The following is a 16,581-nucleotide window of genomic DNA, read 5'->3' as shown; positions in this document are numbered from 1 at the left end:
TCTATTGACTGAGCTCAGCGAAATACCGGGAAACAGCCTCGACCTCGGCTTCAGTGAGGGACCTCGCGATGTGGCCCATGAGATCGTCTGGATCATTTTTCCGGGTCTTCTGCCGCCAGGCATTCAGTTGCGAGACCAGGTACTGAGCCGATTGGCCCGCCAGCGGTGGAAAAGAGGCACCGACCCCGATTCCGCCAGGGCCATGACAGGAGACGCACTCGGGTATGTTTCGATCCCATGCGCCTCTCAATGCCAGGGTCTGCCCCAGGCCCTTGGCCGCCTGCGCACGATTGATGGGTTTGACAGGTGGGCCTGGCATGTTGGCGAGCATGCTGGCGAGGGCTTGTACCTCGTCCTCGCTCAATGCCTGGGCGATAGGAAGCATGATTGGGTTGGCCCTGGAGCCTGAGCGAAAATCCGCGATTTGTTTTGAGAAGTACTCAGCAGGTAACCCTGCAAGCCTTGGGAAGCCAGCCGCGGGCATCCCTGTACCGTCCGCACCATGACAGGTTGAACAGGCAATGGCGGCGGGGTGGGTCCCGCCCTGGGTGAAGGTCTTTTGCGCGTCCGCTGCATAAGCGGATGTTGCCAGCGCACCGGATAAAGCAAGGACTGATCCCCATCGCGACATACCCATCGTTCTGCCTCGCAGACGTTATGGGGGACAGGCCCCCTGGTGCGCCATCAACTGCAACTCACCCTCGGTTATTTGACCAAGGTAATCGGGATACTGGACAGCTGGATCACTTTGGCCGCGACAGAGCCCAGGAAAATGCCTTCGAGAAAACCACTGCCGTGCGAACCCAGGATGATGCTGTCGCACCCCAAGGATTTGGCGCACGCCACGATTCTGCTGGCCGCGTCGCCGTGCAGCGTATGGAAGGTAAAGGCGATGCCTTGCTGTTTCAGAAGAGCGATTGCCTTATTCGCATCTTCGGCACTTTTGCCGTCGTAGTAGCGGTCAAGTTCATCCTTGCTCATGGTTTGCGCGATGCGAGTGGGTAAAAATGACTGCACATTGACCAGGTGCACCTCTACGCTGCCTCCCAGCAATCCGCCGTCCTGGATCAGTCCAATGAGATAATGCACCACACGTTCGGAGTGCTCTGAACCATCGACAGCGACCAATACTTTGTGCATTTTCCGAATCCTCTTTCAGTAACATCCAGCGGCTGGTCGAACACCATGCCAGCCGCAGCGTCAGGGTGACTTCGGGGTCTGTCCCACTATGAGCGTAGCGCCCTTGGGGTCGGTTAACCGTAGCCGAATCTGTTTTTCAGTTTCGATGATCGCAAAGAGCGCGATGCCCACTGCGATAATCAATAGCCCATCCATAAAGGGGATCGCTTGAGTGGCAAACACCCTTTGCAGGGGAGGCGCGTAGGTGATGGCGAACTGAGCGAAGGTTACCACTGCAACGGTCAGCCACACGACCTTTGTACCTCTGACAGCCTCCCAAGTCAGTGACGTGCCATAAAGATTGCGAATGAAGAACAGGTGGAATATTTCCATCACCACCAGCGTGTTGACGGCGATGGTGCGGGCCAACTCCACCGGGTAGCCCCGGTCGAGCGCGTAGGTAAATATGCCGTAGACGCCGCAAAGAAACAGGATCGAAACCAGCACCATGTGCCAGATCAAGGCGCCGCTTATCAACGGCTCGTGCCTTGAACGTGGCGGCCTGCGCATGGTGTTTTCTTCGGTCGGCTCGAACGCCAGGGCGATACCCAGCGTGATCGCGGTAATCAGGTTGATCCACAAGATCTGAATCGGTGTCACCGGCAGGGTGAGGCCAAACAGCAGCGCGACAATGATGGTCATGGTTTCGCCCGCGTTGGTGGGCAGCGTCCAGCTCAGCACTTTCTTGATGTTGTCGTAGACCGTCCGGCCTTCACGTACGGCGGCCACGATGGAGGCGAAGTTGTCATCGGCCAGTACCAGGTCCGCCGCCTCTTTTGCCGCCTCACTGCCTTTGTCGCCCATGGCGATGCCGGCGTCGGCGCGTTTGAGCGCGGGCGCGTCGTTGACCCCGTCGCCGGTCATGGCCACGGTCATGCCGTTCGATTGCAGCAACATCACCAGCCGCAGCTTATGTTCAGGGCTGGTGCGGGCGAAGATATTCACGTCCTTGAGCGCTTCTTTGAGCGTGCCGTCGTTCATCGCGTCCAGGTCGACGCCCGTCAGCACCTTGTCGGGATTTTGCAGGCCGATTTGCACGCCGATCGCGGCGGCGGTACCGGAGTGATCGCCGGTGATCATCTTGACTGCGATACCGGCAGTCTGGCATTGCTGGACCGCCTGGATCGTCTCGGGGCGAGGCGGGTCAATCATGCCTGTCATGCCAAGCAGGGTCAGCGAACCCTGCACGTCGCCAAACTCCAGAACGGTGTGCTCGGACGGCACGGGGCGGCTGGCAAACGCCAACACGCGCTGACCTTTGCCGGCAATGGTGTTTGCCTGTTGGTGCCAGTAGTCAGCATTGAGCGGCTCCGTGGCGCCGGTACTGCCACGCTGCTGCGCGCACATGGCCAGGATCTGTTCCGGCGCGCCTTTTACATAGATTGACGCCTGTCGCTCATGGTTGTGGTGCAACGTCGCCATGAAGCGGTGTTTGGCGTCAAACGGAATCGCGTCGGTGCGGGGCCAGGTGCGTCGCTCTTCTTCGCCATCGATTCCGGCTTTCACGGAAAACGCCAGCAGTGCGCCCTCCATGGGATCGCCCTCGACCTTCCATGTGGCATCGTGCAGCCTCAACACCGCGTCATTGCAAAGCGCGGCGGCGCGTCCCAGTTCGGCTAACGTGGGGTGATTGGAGGTGTCGATCAACTGGTCAGCCAGGTTCATGTTTCCCGACGGCTGATAACCGGCTCCGTCGACCGTGAACGTCAGATCACGGGTGACCACTGATGCGACCATCATTTCGTTGCGGGTGAGGGTGCCGGTCTTGTCCGTGCAGATGACCGAAACCGATCCCAGGGTTTCGATGGCGGGCAAGCGGCGAACGATGGCGTTGCGACGGGCCATCGCGCGAACCCCGACCGCCAGGGTAATGGTGAGAACGGCGGGCAGTCCTTCGGGGATGGCAGCGACCGACATGCCCACCACCACCATGAAGATTTCGTTGAATGCGTAATGGCCGACAAAATGACCGTAAACCAGTAACAGCCCGGCGACGAGCAGAATCAGGATCGTCAGCCAGCGCGCGAAGACGTTCATTTGCTGGACCAATGGCGTGGTCAGTGTCTCGACTTCCGACAACAGATTGCTGATGCGCCCGATCTCGGCGGCGGTCGCGGTTGCAACGACAACCCCGGTGGCCTGTCCGCAGGTCACCAGGGTTCCACTGAAGGCCATGCAGGCACGATCACCCAGGGGCGCTCCAAGGCGCACAGGTTCAGTGTGCTTTTCCACGGCGGCGGATTCACCGGTCAGGATGGCTTCCTGGATCTGCAGCCTGTTGGCGTGCAGCAAGCGAAGGTCTGCCGGGACTTTATCGCCGGCCTCCAACAAGACGATATCGCCGGGTACCAGCGCTTCACCCGCGATGCTCAAACGTTCACCGGCACGAATCACGGCGGCGCGGGGCGCCAGCATCTGCCGGATCGCGTCCATGGCTTTTTCCGCTTTGCCCTCCTGGACATAGCCAATGATGGCGTTGGCCACCACCACCGCCAGAATGACCACCGTATCCCAGAGGTGTTGTAACAGCGCAGTGATCACCGCGGAGCCCAGCAGCACATAAATCAGGATATTGTGAAACTGCAACAGAAAACGCAGCCACGCCGGTCGCCGCGCCGATTCCGGCAGGCGATTGAAGCCTGTGCGCGCAAGCCGGGCTTGAACTTCTGCATCGTTCAGCCCGGTGTGCTCATTGACCTCCAGCCGTTCGAGCACCTGCTGCGCAGGCAACGTGTACCAAGCCTCGGCATCTGTGGGAATCGGATCCCGCTCGGTCGGTGCGTTGCTCGCTCGGTTCATCAGGCCGCTATCCCTGTGCTCATTACACTATTGGCGTTCATGCCTTCAATCGAACTGCTGCGGTGCAATCACCCACAAGCTGCACGGCATCTTGTACAGCAGGCCTTCCACGGTGCTGCCGATCAACTTGTCCAAACCTTTGTAGCGCACGCGCCCCATGACAATGACATCAATGTCATGGGATGCCGCGTAGCTGGCCAATACCTTGGCCGGGTCGCCCATGACCATGCGCCGTTGTTCCGGCGCGATCCCGTTGCGCTCGGCCAACGCGTCAAACGCCTCGCCCTGGGATTCATAGAGCTGCCGGGCCAGGGTGGAGGAAAAGAACATCGAGCCGCTGCCGAAGCCGTATTCAGAGGCAGTGATGGACGACAGGTCATAGGCGTAGATGACTTCCAGGCTCGCGTCGCAGGAGGTGGCCAGTTTGTTGGCTTCGCTCAGGATCCGGTCGTTGAGGCCTTCGTAGCGGCCGTCGAGATGAAAGGGGTCAATGGCCGCCAGAATCTTGCGCGGACGGGCGTGGGTGACTTTGTTGACGAAATGCAACGGCACTTCGCTTTCGCGCAGCAGGTGCACATCCAGCGGGGTGAACATCAGGCGCGAGAACCAGGATTCATGCTCCACCGTCTTGATCAGGGCATCCATCGGCTGCTCCTTGAGGTGGACCAGAATCTCCTGCAGCGGTCTCTCGACCCACGCCACTTCGGTCGTGACTTCAATGCCCAGCTTGCGCAGTGGCCGGGCCTGGTCTTCCAGCCAGTGGCGATGGCGTTCAACGTAACCCAAGCGCATCTGTTCCAGGGCCTGCTCATTGACCAGGCTGGCGGTGGCCAGGCCTTCGAGGTAGTCGAAGGCAACGATATGCAGCGCGGCGCCTTCGGCCTTGGCCAGCGCCGCTGCCCGGTCGAAGGCCGGACTGTGTTCCATCAGCGGCGAGACGACCAACATCAAACGTGATTGCGTGGACATGACAAACCTCCCGAGCATGGACGTATGGGTACCCGACGGCCTTCGCGCCGCGTGGAGCCAGGGTTTGATCATGATCGTATCGGGCATCGGTCACTTGATTTGCATCAAGCTCATGCCAGAAGCGTGGCATCAATGCACACGGCGCCTGGCAATAGCGCTATGTTTGATCATGAAATCCTCCCAGGGACTACCCTGGACTCAGGTACAACCGGAACACTCAGTATAGAACCGAGGCCATGAGCGAAACCCTGGGCTTTGCCAATGCCGCCGCTGCGCTCGGAATCGGCTTGTTGATCGGGCTCGAACGCGAGCGACGCAAAGGCGAGGGCGCCCGGCGCGACTTCGCCGGCCTGCGTACCTTTGCCATTACCTCGTTGCTGGGTTATGTCACGGTCCAGGCTGGCGGAGTCTTGCTGCTCGGGTTCGTGGCGCTTGCGCTGGGGGCACTGGTCACGGCGGCGTATTGGCGAAACCTCGACCAGGACCCCGGTATCACCAGCGAAGTGGCGTTATTCGCGGCGCTGGCGTTGGGGGCGCTGTGCATGACCGCCCCGGCCCTGGCGATCGCGATCGGCGTGGTGATGGCCGGTCTGCTCGCCAGCCGCCAGGCGCTGCACCATTTTGCCCGTAACCAATTGACCGCCGCGGAAATGCGTGACGGGCTGGTGCTGTTGATCGCCGCGCTGGTGGTGTTGCCGCTGGTGCCGGATCGCTTCCTCGGGCCTTACGATGCGATCAACCTGCGCACCATCTGTATGTTGACGGTCATGTTGATGGCTGTGGGTGCGCTGGGGCATGTTGCGGTGCGGACCCTCGGCACTCACTACGGCTACGCCCTCAGCGCGGTTGCCTCGGGGTTCGCCTCGGCCACGCTGACCGTCGCCACCATGGGTAACATCGCCGCGAAAGAACCGGCCAATCTCAAGGTGCTGAGCGCCGCTGCCGTGCTATCCAATCTGGCGACAGTGGCGCAAATGGGGCTGATCCTCGGTGCCGTCGAACCGGCCCTGTTACTCTGGATGTGGGGCCCGCTGCTCTGCGGTGTATTGACAACATTGGTCTACGCCGGGGTGCTGATGTTTCCCCGACCCAGGGCTCGGGCGGATGAACCGATCAAGCGCGGCGGGGCCTTCAACCTCAAACTGGCCTTGACGGTAGTCCTGGCGATGGCCGGTATCACGCTCCTGTCGTCGGCGATGCTTGCCGAGTTCGGCCAGACCGGGGTAACCATAACGGCGGTTTTCAGCGGGCTGGTTGATGCTCATGCTTCAATTGCCTCTGTTGCTTCCCTGGCGAAGGCCGGATTGTTACCCCTGGATGGCATCGCCATACCGGTCTTGATGGCGATGAGCAGCAATTCCCTGAGTAAATGCGTAGTGGCCTGGCTCAGTGGCGGACGGCGTTTCGCCGGGTATTTCATCCCCGGCCAGGTGCTGGTGACGCTGGGAATGTGGGCCGGCGTTCTGCTCCCGAATCTGTGAGCCTGTGTGGTGGCAGTTTGATGAAGATCAAGTCCTGCCCGTTGCATACGTTCATTCTGGAACCCTCAATCCTTTAGGTGGCTGCCGCCACGTGCCGAGGTGTTCCATGTCCCAGACCCAACGTTTGTTGTTATTGGCACCCGATGCCATGACCCGTTCGCCTGCGTTCGACCGCGCCACCGAACTGGCCCTGGCGCTGGATCTGCCCCTGCACATCGTCGCCATCGATTATCTGGAGGTGCTCTCGGTGGCCGGTCTTTTTGCGCCAGAACAAGTCAAGAAGGCCCGTGACGGCTATCTGGAAACGCATCGGCACTGGTTGTGGCAACAGGCTGAGCTGGCGCGCCGCCATGGAGTGGAGGCGACGAGCGAGGTGGTCTGGGGCAAAGACGCTTATCAGGCCTTGCAGCAGTACGTCAAAGAGATGCCCCTGGCGCTGATCATCAAGGACGCCGAGCCTGAACCGGCGATGAAGCGGATTTTCTTCACACCCATGGACTGGCGCCTGCTGCGCGACTGTCCGGTTCCGGTGCACTTGGTCACCGACGCGCGTCATCCACGGCCCCGGCAGGTCCTGGCGATCGTCGATGTGCTGCGCAGCGAGGAGCAGGACCTGGTGTTCAACGACCGGATCGTCGATGCCGCCGTGAAACTGGCCGATCAATGCAACGCCCAGGTTGAGTTGTTGCACGCCTTCGACTGGACGGCGGTGTACGCCGCCGATATGGGCGTGGGTGCGCTCCCGCTCGCCACCGGGCTCTATGAAGCATTGGGGCAGGCGCAGCACGAAGTGTTTGAATCCCTGGCCGAGCGTCACGGCGTGCCGCCGCAGCAGCGTCACTTCATCGAAGGTGCGCCGCTGAGCAGCATCTGCACGTTCGCCACCGATCATCAGTGCGACGTCATTGTCATGGGCACGACACAGCATCGAGGTCTGGACAAGCACTTGGGCAGTACTGCCGAGCAGGTGCTGCAATGGGCACCTTGCAGTATATGGGCAATCAAGCCGGGCGAGTGACGGCAGGGTGACCTTGCGCGGGGCCTGGCCCCGGGTCCCGCGCAATGCACTGTGGTTAAAGATAGAGCCGGTGGATGACCTGCCGGGCGTCGTCGGGGTCGGTGCGGGTATCAAATCCAAGGCTATGGGCCAGATCCCGCATGGGGGCGTTATCGGCGGCGTCGATGGAATACAGCTGGCGATAGCCGTTCTTGCGGGCCGCCTCTATCAAATGCTCCATCAACAACGTCCCCAGCCCCAGATGCTGCCATTGATCGGCTACGGTCACGGCGCACTCGCATTCGTGTTCACTGGTAGCGCAATAGCGGCTGACACCGATTTCGATCAGTTGGCCGTTGTCGTGGACCAGGGCGATGTAAGCCATGCGCGTCTTGCAGTCGACATCCATCAACTGGTCGAGCATGGCCGCGCCGGGCTCATTGATTTGCGCCAGGAAACGCATGTGCCGGGACTCCGGTGACAGACGCTTGATGAAGTCATACTCACGCTGGCGATCTTCTTCCTTCAGTGGCCTGATCAACACGTGCCGGCCATCTCTGAGGGCCTGGATCCAGTGTTTGCCGCTGATGCTGGCATACAGGGCAGCGGCGCGTTCATTGTGGTCTTTGACGTTGAGCATGATGCGTTCCTCCATCGGGTGTGAACCTTCGGCGCGGCAAAGGCCGTGCATTCGCTACTGTTCTACGCCGGCGTGGCAGATCGATTCTGATCTGGATCAGTGCTCGCGAATCCGCTCGTCGATGATCAATGCCGGGGAGCAATTTCTGTGGGAGCCAAACCTGTGGGGGGCAAGCTTTGCTCCCACAGGTATGTGCATGCAGTTGATAAAGATCAAGCCGCCCCGGGGTGACAAGCGCAGGCTGTTGCACATGCCAGAGAGGGACCGCTGGGGACCGGATGGCCAACAGACCAGTGGAGGTGTGTAATGGGACAGTACCAACGTTTGCTATTGATCGTTGAAGCCGACCTGCATCCGTCTGCCGCGCTACGTCGCGCCTGTGCCCTGGCCAGGGTCAGTGGCGCGGCCTTGCACTTGTGCGCATTCGTTCAACCACCGCCTCACACGCATTTGTGGGGCGAAAAGAACGATGAAGCGACAGCTCAGCGCTATATGCACCACTACCGTCGCTGGATGGTGGAGGAGGCGGCGCTGCTCAAGGAGCAAGGACTGGATGTGACGACCCATGTGGTCTGGACCACTCATCCATTACTGGACATCCTGCGCTACGTCGAGCAGTTTCAGCCCGACTTGCTGATCAAGGATGTGACCCTCGAACCGCTGCTCAAGCGTGTTTTCGTGACACCCCTGGACTGCCATTTACTGCGCGATTGCCCGGTGCCGGTGCATCTGGTCAATCGCGCCACCCACAGCTTGCCGCGCCGGGTCGTGGCGGCGGTGGACCCCGCCAATCCGCAGGCCAACGCCTTGAACCAGCGCATTATCGAGGCCGCCGGGGCAATGGCCCTGCAATGCAATGCCCCGCTGCATCTGCTGCACGCCTGCGATCTGTCTCCGGCCTTCAACGGGGAGGCTTCGTTGGTGGCTGGGGCCTGGGATGAAGATTTTGCCGAGGCCTTGCGAGAGTCGCTGCATGCGGCGTTCATCAATTTGGCCGAGCGGTGGAGCATTCCACCCGAGCGCCGTCATTTCGTCATTGGCCTGCCGGTGCCGGTGATCCATGAGTTCCTCGATGAGTTCGAGGCTGATGTGGTGGTGATGGGCACCGAGCAACGCGCTGGGCTGGACCGTCTGATCGGTAGCACGACGGAACGGGCCCTGTATTCGGTGTCGGGCAGCTTGTTGGCAGTCAGGGTATGAGCAGGGCGCGTTGACTCTGATGTAAATCAAGTCGGGTTTGTTCAAGCGCTCCAGAATCAGTCGTGGCAGACCGTTCGATATCGGTTCAAGCGACCAGGGCAGTTCGCGGGTAATCCAGCCTCTTTGGGAGAATGTGATGAGTGATTTTCTTAGCCCCGACCAACTGGAAGGCATTGACGCCTATTGGCGTGCTTCCAATTATCTGGCTGTGGGTCAGATTTACCTCAAAGACAACCCATTGTTGCGCAAACCGCTGCTACTGGGCCACGTCAAGCCGCGCCTGTTGGGTCACTGGGGCACCACGCCGGGATTGAACCTGATTTACGTTCACCTCAATCACCTGATCAAGACCCACGACCTGAACATGATCCTGGTCACCGGCCCCGGACACGGCGGCCCAGCCATCGTCGCCCAGAGCTATCTGGAGGGCAGCTTCACCCAGTGTTATCCCTCGGTGGAACAGAACGAGAACGGGATGCTGCGCCTGTTCCGGCAGTTTTCCTGGCCCTACGGGTTGTCCAGTCATGTCTCGGCGCAGATCCCAGGGTCCATTCATGAAGGCGGGGAACTGGGGTATTGCCTGGCCCACGCCTACGGTGCGGCGTTCGACAACCCTGACCTGATCGTGGCCTGCGTTATCGGCGATGGTGAAGCCGAAACCGGTACGCTGGCGGCGAGCTGGCATTCCAACAAGTTCCTCAACCCCCGGCGTGACGGTGCGGTTCTGCCCATCCTTCACCTCAACGGCTTCAAGATCGCCAACCCCACGCTGCTTTCGCGTATCAGTGAAGACGAGCTGTCAGCCCTGATGTACGGGTATGGCTACGATCCTTATTTTGTCGAAGGCGACGACCCCCACAGCGTTCACCAGCAACTGGCGATGGTCCTGGACGCCATGCTGCTCAAGATCCGCGAAATCCAGCGTACGGCCCGTGCAGACTCGTCGGCACATGAACTGGAGCGGCCACTGTGGCCGATGTTGGTGCTGCGCACGCCCAAGGGCTGGACCGGTCCGAGATTCGTCGACGGTCAGCAGGTCGAGGGCACCTGGCGCGCCCATCAGGTGCCACTGAGTCATTTCGAGCAGCCCATGCATCTGACGCAACTGCAACAATGGCTCGAGAGTTACCGGCCACAGGAGCTGTTCGACGCCAGTGGTGCATTGCTGCCGGAGATTGCGGCGCTGGCGCCCACAGGGCATCGGCGTCTGGGCGCCAATCCCCACGCCAATGGCGGCTTGCTCCTCCAGTCACTTGAGCTGCCTCGATTTACCGATTACGCCGTGCAGTTCTCCGCGCCCGGCAGTGTGCAGGCGGAGTCCACCCGGGTGTTGGGCGGTTTTGTCCGGGACGTGATGAAGTACAACCTCAAGGCCGGCAACTTTCGCCTGTTCGGCCCCGACGAAACCGCCTCCAATCGCCTTGATGCGGTGTACGAGGTCAGTGGCAAGACCTGGATGGCGGCACTTGAAACGGGGGATACCAACCTGGCCTGCGAAGGCCGGGTGATGGAAATCCTCAGCGAGCAGGTGTGTGAAGGCTGGCTTGAGGGCTATCTACTGACGGGCCGTCATGGCCTGTTCTCCTGCTATGAGGCGTTCATCCATATCGTCGATTCGATGTTCAATCAGCACGCCAAGTGGCTCAAGACCGCTGCGCAGATTCCCTGGCGCGCGTCGATCGCTTCGCTCAACTACCTGCTCACATCCCACGTCTGGCGCCAGGACCACAATGGTTTCTCCCATCAGGATCCGGGATTTATCGATCATGTGGCGAACAAAAGTGCCGATGTGGTGCGTATCTACCTGCCGCCGGATGCCAATTGTCTGTTGTCGGTGGCCGATCACTGTCTCAAGAGCCGCGATTACATCAACGTGATCGTGGCCGGCAAGCAACCGGAGTGGCAATGGCTGGATATCGATTCGGCCATCAGGCACTGCTCCATTGGCATCGGTCGGTGGGCCTTCGCCTGCCAGAACGATGACAACCCGGATGTGGTGATGGCCTGCGCCGGTGACGTGCCAACCCTGGAAACCCTGGCCGCCGTGACACTGTTGCGCCAATACGTGCCGGATCTGCGCGTGCGGGTGGTGAACGTGGTGGACTTGATGGCCCTGCAACCGCCGCAACAGCATTGCCATGGTCTGCCGGATGCCGGGTTCGATGAGTTGTTCACCGTGGACAAACCGGTGATTTTCGCGTTCCACGGCTATCCTTCATTGATCCATCGTTTGGTCTACAAGCGCCATAACCATGACAATTTCCATGTGCGCGGTTTCATGGAGGAGGGGGCCACAACCACCCCGTTCGACATGGCGGTCATCAATCACCTGGATCGCTACCAACTGGCCTTCGATGTCATCCAGCGGGTACCGCGCTTGCAACCGTTGGTGGAGGGCGCCCGGGACCGCTACTGGGCCACCATGGAGAAGCACCAGCTTTACCTGATCGAACATGGGCAGGACATGCCCGAGGTCTTGAACTGGCGCTGGACGCCGGCGCCGGGTTGACTGTCCGCCTTGTCACGACTTCGACATCGCGCCGTTCGCCCTGACTTTTTGGAGATCCATCATGAGCCAGTACCAGCGCTTACTGCTGATCCTCAACCCGGCACAGCGACACTCTCCGGCCCTTCATCACGCAGCGGCCCTGACGGCGGCCAGCGGGGCGCACTTGCATGTTTCTGCGTTGGTGCCGTCACTGGGCATTCTCAAGCTGTTGGAGCAGGAGCCCCGTGATGAAGCGCGTCAGAACTACCTGCAGGATCACCGTCACTGGCTGGAGGAGGAGGCCGACAAGATGCGGCGCCGAGGCCTGAGGGTCACCACGCAGGTGGATTGGGTCGACGGCATGGACGAGCAGATTCTGCAGCACGTTACGCAAATCCAGCCTGACCTGCTGATCAAGCAGGTGCAACACGAGCCCCTGCTCAAACGGGCCTTCCTTACCCCGCTGGACTGGCGTCTGTTGCGCCAGTGCCCGGTTCCCACCTACCTGGTGGGCGCCACCGGCCACGCCTTGCCGCGCAAAGTGGTTGCGGCGGTGGACCCTTCCAGCGACTTTGCGCAAAACAGTGGGCTCAACGACCGGATCATTCGCGAGGCAATCGGCTTGGCCTTGCAGTGCGATGCCGAGTTGCATCTGGTTCACGCCTATGAGGTTTCGTCGGTCTATCTGGGCGATGTCGGCGGAGGTGGCCTGACGCTTAAACAGCTCAGTAATGAACTGCGCAGGAGCCTGGAAAAAACATTCCTGGAGCTGGCCAACCTGTTCGGCGTGCCGGCCGAGCGCAGGCACTTCGTGCTGGGCCATCCGGTTTCAGCCTTGAGTGAGTTTGCCCTGGAGCATGAGGTCGATGTCGTGGTGATGGGGCGCTCGCAGAAGGGGGGGGCGCACGGGCTGTTGGGTAGCACCACGGAGCATATTTTGTATCAGGTGTCGTGCAGCGTACTGGCTGTGTGAGGAAACCGGTGCTCACGGCTGTGTCCTTGATGAAAGTCAATGGCCCGCTGGGCGAATAGTGCGACCAATGGAACGCCAATCGATTGTTCAGGAGCACGCTCATGCGCATGACGTTTCTAGGGGCGGCCGGCACAGTGACCGGCAGCAAGTACCTGCTGGAGCATGACGATCAGCGCATCCTGATCGACTGCGGGCTGTTTCAGGGCTACAAACAATTGCGCTTGCACAACTGGGACCCCTTCGAACTGCCGATGCGTGACCTGGACGCGATCGTGCTGACTCACGCACACCTGGACCACAGCGGTTACCTGCCAGTGCTGGTGCGAAACGGTTATCGCGGTCCGGTCTATGCCACGTCGGCCACCTGTGAGCTGGTCAAGATCCTCTTGCTCGACAGCGCCCGCTTGCAGGAGGAAGAGGCCGAATACGCCAACCGCAAGGGGTTCTCCAAGCATGATCCTGCCATGCCGTTGTACACCCGGGAGCATGCCGAGCGGGCACTGAAACTGTTACGCCCGATAGCGTTCGATCATCCGGTGGATATCGCCCGTGGGGTGGGGATTGTGCTGCGCCGCGCGGGACACATCCTGGGCGCAGCCACGGTGCAGGTACAGGCCGCTGGCGTTACGTTGGTGTGCTCCGGCGACCTGGGGCGCCCCGAGGACCCGGTGATGTTTGCCCCGCAAACCATCGAGCAGGCGGATTACCTATTGGTTGAGTCCACCTACGGCGACCGGAGGCACCCGAGTCAATCGCCCGAAGATCAACTGGCTGACGTCATCACCCGCACCGCATTGCGCGGCGGCATCACCTTGGTGCCCTCGTTCACGGTCGGTCGGGCACAACTGCTGATGTATCACCTGTATCGCCTGAAACAGCGGATGGCGATTCCGGACATCCCTATCTACCTGAACAGCCCCATGGCCATTGATGTAACCCGCTTGTATCAACGCTTTGGCGATGAGCATCGTTTGTCCAGGGAGGAGTGTGAGGGCATGTGCCACATCGCGCACCCGGTGCGCTCGGCCAGGGATTCCATGAACCTGGACCTGCAACGCACCCCGGCGGTGATCATCGCCGCCAGTGGTATGGCTACCGGAGGGCGGGTGTTGTTTCACCTCAAAAGCCTGGCGCCGAACCCGATCAATACCTTGCTGATGCCAGGTTTCCAGGCCGGCGGGACGCGTGGCGCAAGGATCGTGGCGGGTGAGCCTGCGGTGCGCATCCATGGCAAGGACGTGCCAATCAACGCTGAAGTGGTGCCGATGCAAACATTGTCCGCCCATGCCGATGCCGATGAAATCATGCAATGGTTGCGCGGCTTCAAGACACCGCCCCGGCATACCTATGTCGTGCATGGCGAACCCAACGCGTCCGATGTCATGCGCCATCGCATTCGCGATGAGCTGGGCTGGTCAGTATCGGTGCCGGAGTATCGCGACAGCGTGGAGTTCTGAGGCCTCCTTCGCGAGCAGGCTCGCTCCCACAAAGGTCCTGAGGTACGCGGTATTCGTGTTCACCGCCGGCCCCTGTGGGAGCGAGCCTGCTCGCGAAGCGGCCCATCAGCTTCAACAACACATCTAAATGCACAGGCAAAAAAAAGCCCCTCGTCGTTGGCCGGCGAGGGGCAGGGTGTACAGCGTCAGTCAGCCTTGATCGGCACGACTTTTTCCGCTTTCAGCGCTTCCGGTTTTTTAGGCAGCGTCAGGGTCAGCACGCCTTTGCTGAACTGAGCTTCGATCTTGTCGCTATCGATGCCTTTTGGCAGGTTGAAAACCCGTTCGAAGGAGCCGTAATGGCGTTCGGACAGGTGATAACCTTTTTTCTTTTCTTCCTTGGCTTCTTTCTTCTCGCCCTTGATGATCAGGTTGCCATTGGCGAGCCGGATTTCGATGTCTTTCTGATCCATGCCGGGCAATTCGGCTGTGATTTCAAAGCTCTTTTCCTTCTCGCTGATGTCCACGGCCGGCAGGCTCGTGGAAAACTCCCTGCGCCAGAATGGCTCGACATCGAACAGTCCGCGACTGAAAGGAGAAAGACCTGTACCCCGGTTGAAGTCATCGAACAGGTGATCCACCTGCTGACGGAGTTTTTCCAGTGGATGCCAAAGGTCATTCTTGGCCGGATGTTGAGTGTTGTCTTGGGTATCGACCGGCATTTTTTTCACTGAATTGGACATTTGATTTTCCTCTTTGGTGATGTCCGGGCGGGACTTGGCATCATTGCCAGGGACCGGTTCCGGACGGGTCAATGCACGCTTGCAAGCCTTACAACGAGAGCTGGCCGGACCAGAGCATCCAGCCGGCGAAAATCGCCGCCACCCAGATCACCAGCAGCAACCCCCAGCCGAAACCATTGAGCGCATGCCCGGTCCTGGCCCGTTGGGCGCTGAGGTAAATCAGCGAACCGGGGGCATAGAGCAGGGCGCTGAGCAGCATGTAGCGAGGGCCAGCGGCGTAGAGCAGCCAAATGCAATAGGTGGTGGCGACCAAGGCGATGGCCATGTCGCGCAATTGCAGGGCGCGGTGCCCGGCGTAGGTCTGGCCTTGCCAGGTCATCTTCAGCGCGTATAGGCCGCTGAACAGATAAGGCAGCAGGATCATCGAGGTGGCGAGCGAGATCAGGGCCAGGTAGCTGGCGCTCGAATACAGCGTCAACAACAGGAACAGCTGAATGCAGCCGTTGGTGATCCACAGCGCGTTGGCCGGCGCGCCGTGCTGGTTTTCCGAGGCCAGCGCGCGGGGCATGACCTTTTCCCTGGCCGGCGTGAACACCGATTCCGCTGCCAGCAGGGTCCAGGCCAGCAACGCACCGCCGACCGACACAATCAGGCCGATACTGATCAACACCGCACCCCAAGGACCGGCCACCGCCTCCAGAACACCCGCCATGGATGGGTTCTTCAGGGCAGCCAGTTCAGGTTGTCTGAGGATCCCCAGAGACAGGAGCGACACGGCAATCAGCAGCAGCAACGTCAGGACGAAACCGATCACCGTGGCCCTGCCCACATCCGCCCGGTCGGCGGCACGGGCGGAAAACACGTTGGCACCTTCAATGCCGATAAAGACCCAGACCGTCACCAGCATGGTGCTCTTGACCTGATCCAGGGTACTACCCAATGCCGGCGTGCCCCAAAAGTCGACCATGAAGGTGTCTTTGGAAAATCCAGCGATCACCAGGCCGATGAACAGCAGCAAGGGCACGACTTTGGCCACGGTGGTCAGGGCGTTGGCCTTGGCCGCTGTGCGCATCCCGCGCAGGATCATCCAATGCAACGACCACAGCACCACCGACGCACCGGCAATCGCGGCCTTGTTATTGCCTTCGCCGAACAAGGGAAAAAAGTAACTGAGCGCCGCGAACAGAATCACCAGATAACTGACGTTGCCAATCCACGCACTGATCCAGTAGCCCCCACGCCGAATTGAAGCCCAGGAACTCACCCCCAAGCGCACGAGCGTAGGCGAACACGCCATTATCGAGTTCCGGTTGACGGTTGGAGAGTGTCTGATAGACCAGAGCCAATGACAGCATACCCACGCCAGTGATCAGCCAGCCGATCAGGATAGCCCCGGCACCCGCGCTGGAGGCCATGTTCTGGGGCAGGCTGAAAATGCCGCTGCCGATCATCGAACCCACCACCAGCGCAACCAGCAGGCTCAATGACAGGCGTTTGGGTTCGACCTTTCGCAAACTGCCGGCCAAAGGATGAGGTTTGACGGCCGGGATGACCGGCTCAGTGCCTTGCAGGTGCGTTGCCATGATTGAAGCCTCCACGAGACGAAGGGGTCGACGACCTTCGCCAAAGCGAAGGTTCTAGCGCTGGTTATTAATCTCTGCGTGAAGAGGCTGGGG

General features: G+C 60.4%; 12 protein-coding genes and 1 pseudogene. 6 read left to right on the top strand and 7 right to left on the bottom strand.

Annotated elements, in window-relative coordinates:
• Position 1 precedes the first annotated feature (1 nt).
• The 4 genes from GKKCFE_RS13180 to GKKCFE_RS13165 form a co-directional block, all read right to left on the bottom strand.
• Positions 2–637, bottom strand: coding sequence for a c-type cytochrome (locus tag GKKCFE_RS13180; protein WP_445577976.1), 636 nt, complete (start codon positions 635–637; stop codon positions 2–4).
• A 68-nt stretch (positions 638–705) separates the two neighbouring features.
• Positions 706–1,140 (bottom strand): universal stress protein, encoded by a 435-nt coding sequence (locus GKKCFE_RS13175; protein ID WP_274090145.1) that lies wholly within the window; start codon positions 1,138–1,140, stop codon positions 706–708.
• A 60-nt stretch (positions 1,141–1,200) separates the two neighbouring features.
• Positions 1,201–3,978 carry a cation-transporting P-type ATPase gene (locus GKKCFE_RS13170; RefSeq protein WP_445577975.1) on the bottom strand — a complete coding sequence of 926 codons (2,778 nt, stop codon included), beginning with the start codon at positions 3,976–3,978 and terminating at the stop codon, positions 1,201–1,203.
• Positions 3,979–4,023: 45 nt separating this feature from the next.
• A complete protein-coding gene (locus GKKCFE_RS13165) occupies positions 4,024–4,947 on the bottom strand; it encodes a universal stress protein (protein WP_076384330.1) in 924 nt (307 codons plus the stop codon).
• Between the two features lie 236 nt (positions 4,948–5,183).
• On the opposite strand from GKKCFE_RS13165, the gene GKKCFE_RS13160 reads away from it, so the two are divergent.
• Both GKKCFE_RS13160 and GKKCFE_RS13155 read left to right on the top strand, forming a co-directional pair.
• Positions 5,184–6,428 carry an MgtC/SapB family protein gene (locus GKKCFE_RS13160; protein ID WP_445577974.1) on the top strand — a complete coding sequence of 415 codons (1,245 nt, stop codon included), beginning with the start codon at positions 5,184–5,186 and terminating at the stop codon, positions 6,426–6,428.
• Positions 6,429–6,534: 106 nt separating this feature from the next.
• Positions 6,535–7,446: a universal stress protein gene (locus tag GKKCFE_RS13155; protein WP_445577973.1), complete on the top strand. Its 912-nt coding sequence runs from the start codon at positions 6,535–6,537 to the stop codon at positions 7,444–7,446.
• Between the two features lie 55 nt (positions 7,447–7,501).
• Here GKKCFE_RS13155 and GKKCFE_RS13150 read toward each other — a convergent pair whose 3' ends face one another.
• On the bottom strand, positions 7,502–8,065 hold the full coding sequence (locus GKKCFE_RS13150) for a GNAT family N-acetyltransferase (RefSeq protein WP_047225870.1): 564 nt from the start codon (positions 8,063–8,065) through the stop codon (positions 7,502–7,504).
• A gap of 306 nt (positions 8,066–8,371) precedes the next feature.
• Here GKKCFE_RS13150 and GKKCFE_RS13145 point away from each other — a divergent pair, with 306 nt between their 5' ends.
• The 4 genes from GKKCFE_RS13145 (at position 8,372) to GKKCFE_RS13130 (ending at position 14,183) form a co-directional block, all read left to right on the top strand.
• Positions 8,372–9,265 carry a universal stress protein gene (locus tag GKKCFE_RS13145; RefSeq protein ID WP_076384336.1) on the top strand — a complete coding sequence of 298 codons (894 nt, stop codon included), beginning with the start codon at positions 8,372–8,374 and terminating at the stop codon, positions 9,263–9,265.
• Positions 9,266–9,401: 136 nt separating this feature from the next.
• Positions 9,402–11,774 carry a phosphoketolase family protein gene (locus tag GKKCFE_RS13140; protein ID WP_445577972.1) on the top strand — a complete coding sequence of 791 codons (2,373 nt, stop codon included), beginning with the start codon at positions 9,402–9,404 and terminating at the stop codon, positions 11,772–11,774.
• Between the two features lie 61 nt (positions 11,775–11,835).
• Positions 11,836–12,726 (top strand): universal stress protein, encoded by an 891-nt coding sequence (locus GKKCFE_RS13135; protein ID WP_445577971.1) that lies wholly within the window; start codon positions 11,836–11,838, stop codon positions 12,724–12,726.
• Between the two features lie 101 nt (positions 12,727–12,827).
• Positions 12,828–14,183: an MBL fold metallo-hydrolase RNA specificity domain-containing protein gene (locus GKKCFE_RS13130; protein WP_445577970.1), complete on the top strand. Its 1,356-nt coding sequence runs from the start codon at positions 12,828–12,830 to the stop codon at positions 14,181–14,183.
• 185 nt (positions 14,184–14,368) lie between these two features.
• Here GKKCFE_RS13130 and GKKCFE_RS13125 read toward each other — a convergent pair whose 3' ends face one another.
• Together GKKCFE_RS13125 and arcD are read right to left on the bottom strand one after the other, a co-directional pair.
• Complete coding sequence (locus tag GKKCFE_RS13125; RefSeq protein WP_047225871.1) at positions 14,369–14,905, bottom strand: Hsp20/alpha crystallin family protein; 537 nt, start codon at positions 14,903–14,905, stop codon at positions 14,369–14,371.
• 88 nt (positions 14,906–14,993) lie between these two features.
• Positions 14,994–16,488, bottom strand: a pseudogene (arcD, locus tag GKKCFE_RS13120) (arginine-ornithine antiporter).
• Between the last annotated feature and the right edge of the window lie 93 nt (positions 16,489–16,581).

This window comes from Pseudomonas sp. E141 (genome assembly GCF_052659885.1).
This window is presented reverse-complemented; position numbering and strand designations above follow the sequence as displayed.

Coding starts and splice junctions, on each gene's coding strand:
- GKKCFE_RS13180 (WP_445577976.1), bottom strand. CDS start 637: ATGGGTATGTCGCGATGGGGATCAGTCCTTGCTTTATCCGGTGCGCTG.
- GKKCFE_RS13175 (WP_274090145.1), bottom strand. CDS start 1,140: ATGCACAAAGTATTGGTCGCTGTCGATGGTTCAGAGCACTCCGAACGT.
- GKKCFE_RS13170 (WP_445577975.1), bottom strand. CDS start 3,978: ATGAACCGAGCGAGCAACGCACCGACCGAGCGGGATCCGATTCCCACA.
- GKKCFE_RS13165 (WP_076384330.1), bottom strand. CDS start 4,947: ATGTCCACGCAATCACGTTTGATGTTGGTCGTCTCGCCGCTGATGGAA.
- GKKCFE_RS13160 (WP_445577974.1), top strand. CDS start 5,184: ATGAGCGAAACCCTGGGCTTTGCCAATGCCGCCGCTGCGCTCGGAATC.
- GKKCFE_RS13155 (WP_445577973.1), top strand. CDS start 6,535: ATGTCCCAGACCCAACGTTTGTTGTTATTGGCACCCGATGCCATGACC.
- GKKCFE_RS13150 (WP_047225870.1), bottom strand. CDS start 8,065: ATGCTCAACGTCAAAGACCACAATGAACGCGCCGCTGCCCTGTATGCC.
- GKKCFE_RS13145 (WP_076384336.1), top strand. CDS start 8,372: ATGGGACAGTACCAACGTTTGCTATTGATCGTTGAAGCCGACCTGCAT.
- GKKCFE_RS13140 (WP_445577972.1), top strand. CDS start 9,402: ATGAGTGATTTTCTTAGCCCCGACCAACTGGAAGGCATTGACGCCTAT.
- GKKCFE_RS13135 (WP_445577971.1), top strand. CDS start 11,836: ATGAGCCAGTACCAGCGCTTACTGCTGATCCTCAACCCGGCACAGCGA.
- GKKCFE_RS13130 (WP_445577970.1), top strand. CDS start 12,828: ATGCGCATGACGTTTCTAGGGGCGGCCGGCACAGTGACCGGCAGCAAG.
- GKKCFE_RS13125 (WP_047225871.1), bottom strand. CDS start 14,905: ATGTCCAATTCAGTGAAAAAAATGCCGGTCGATACCCAAGACAACACT.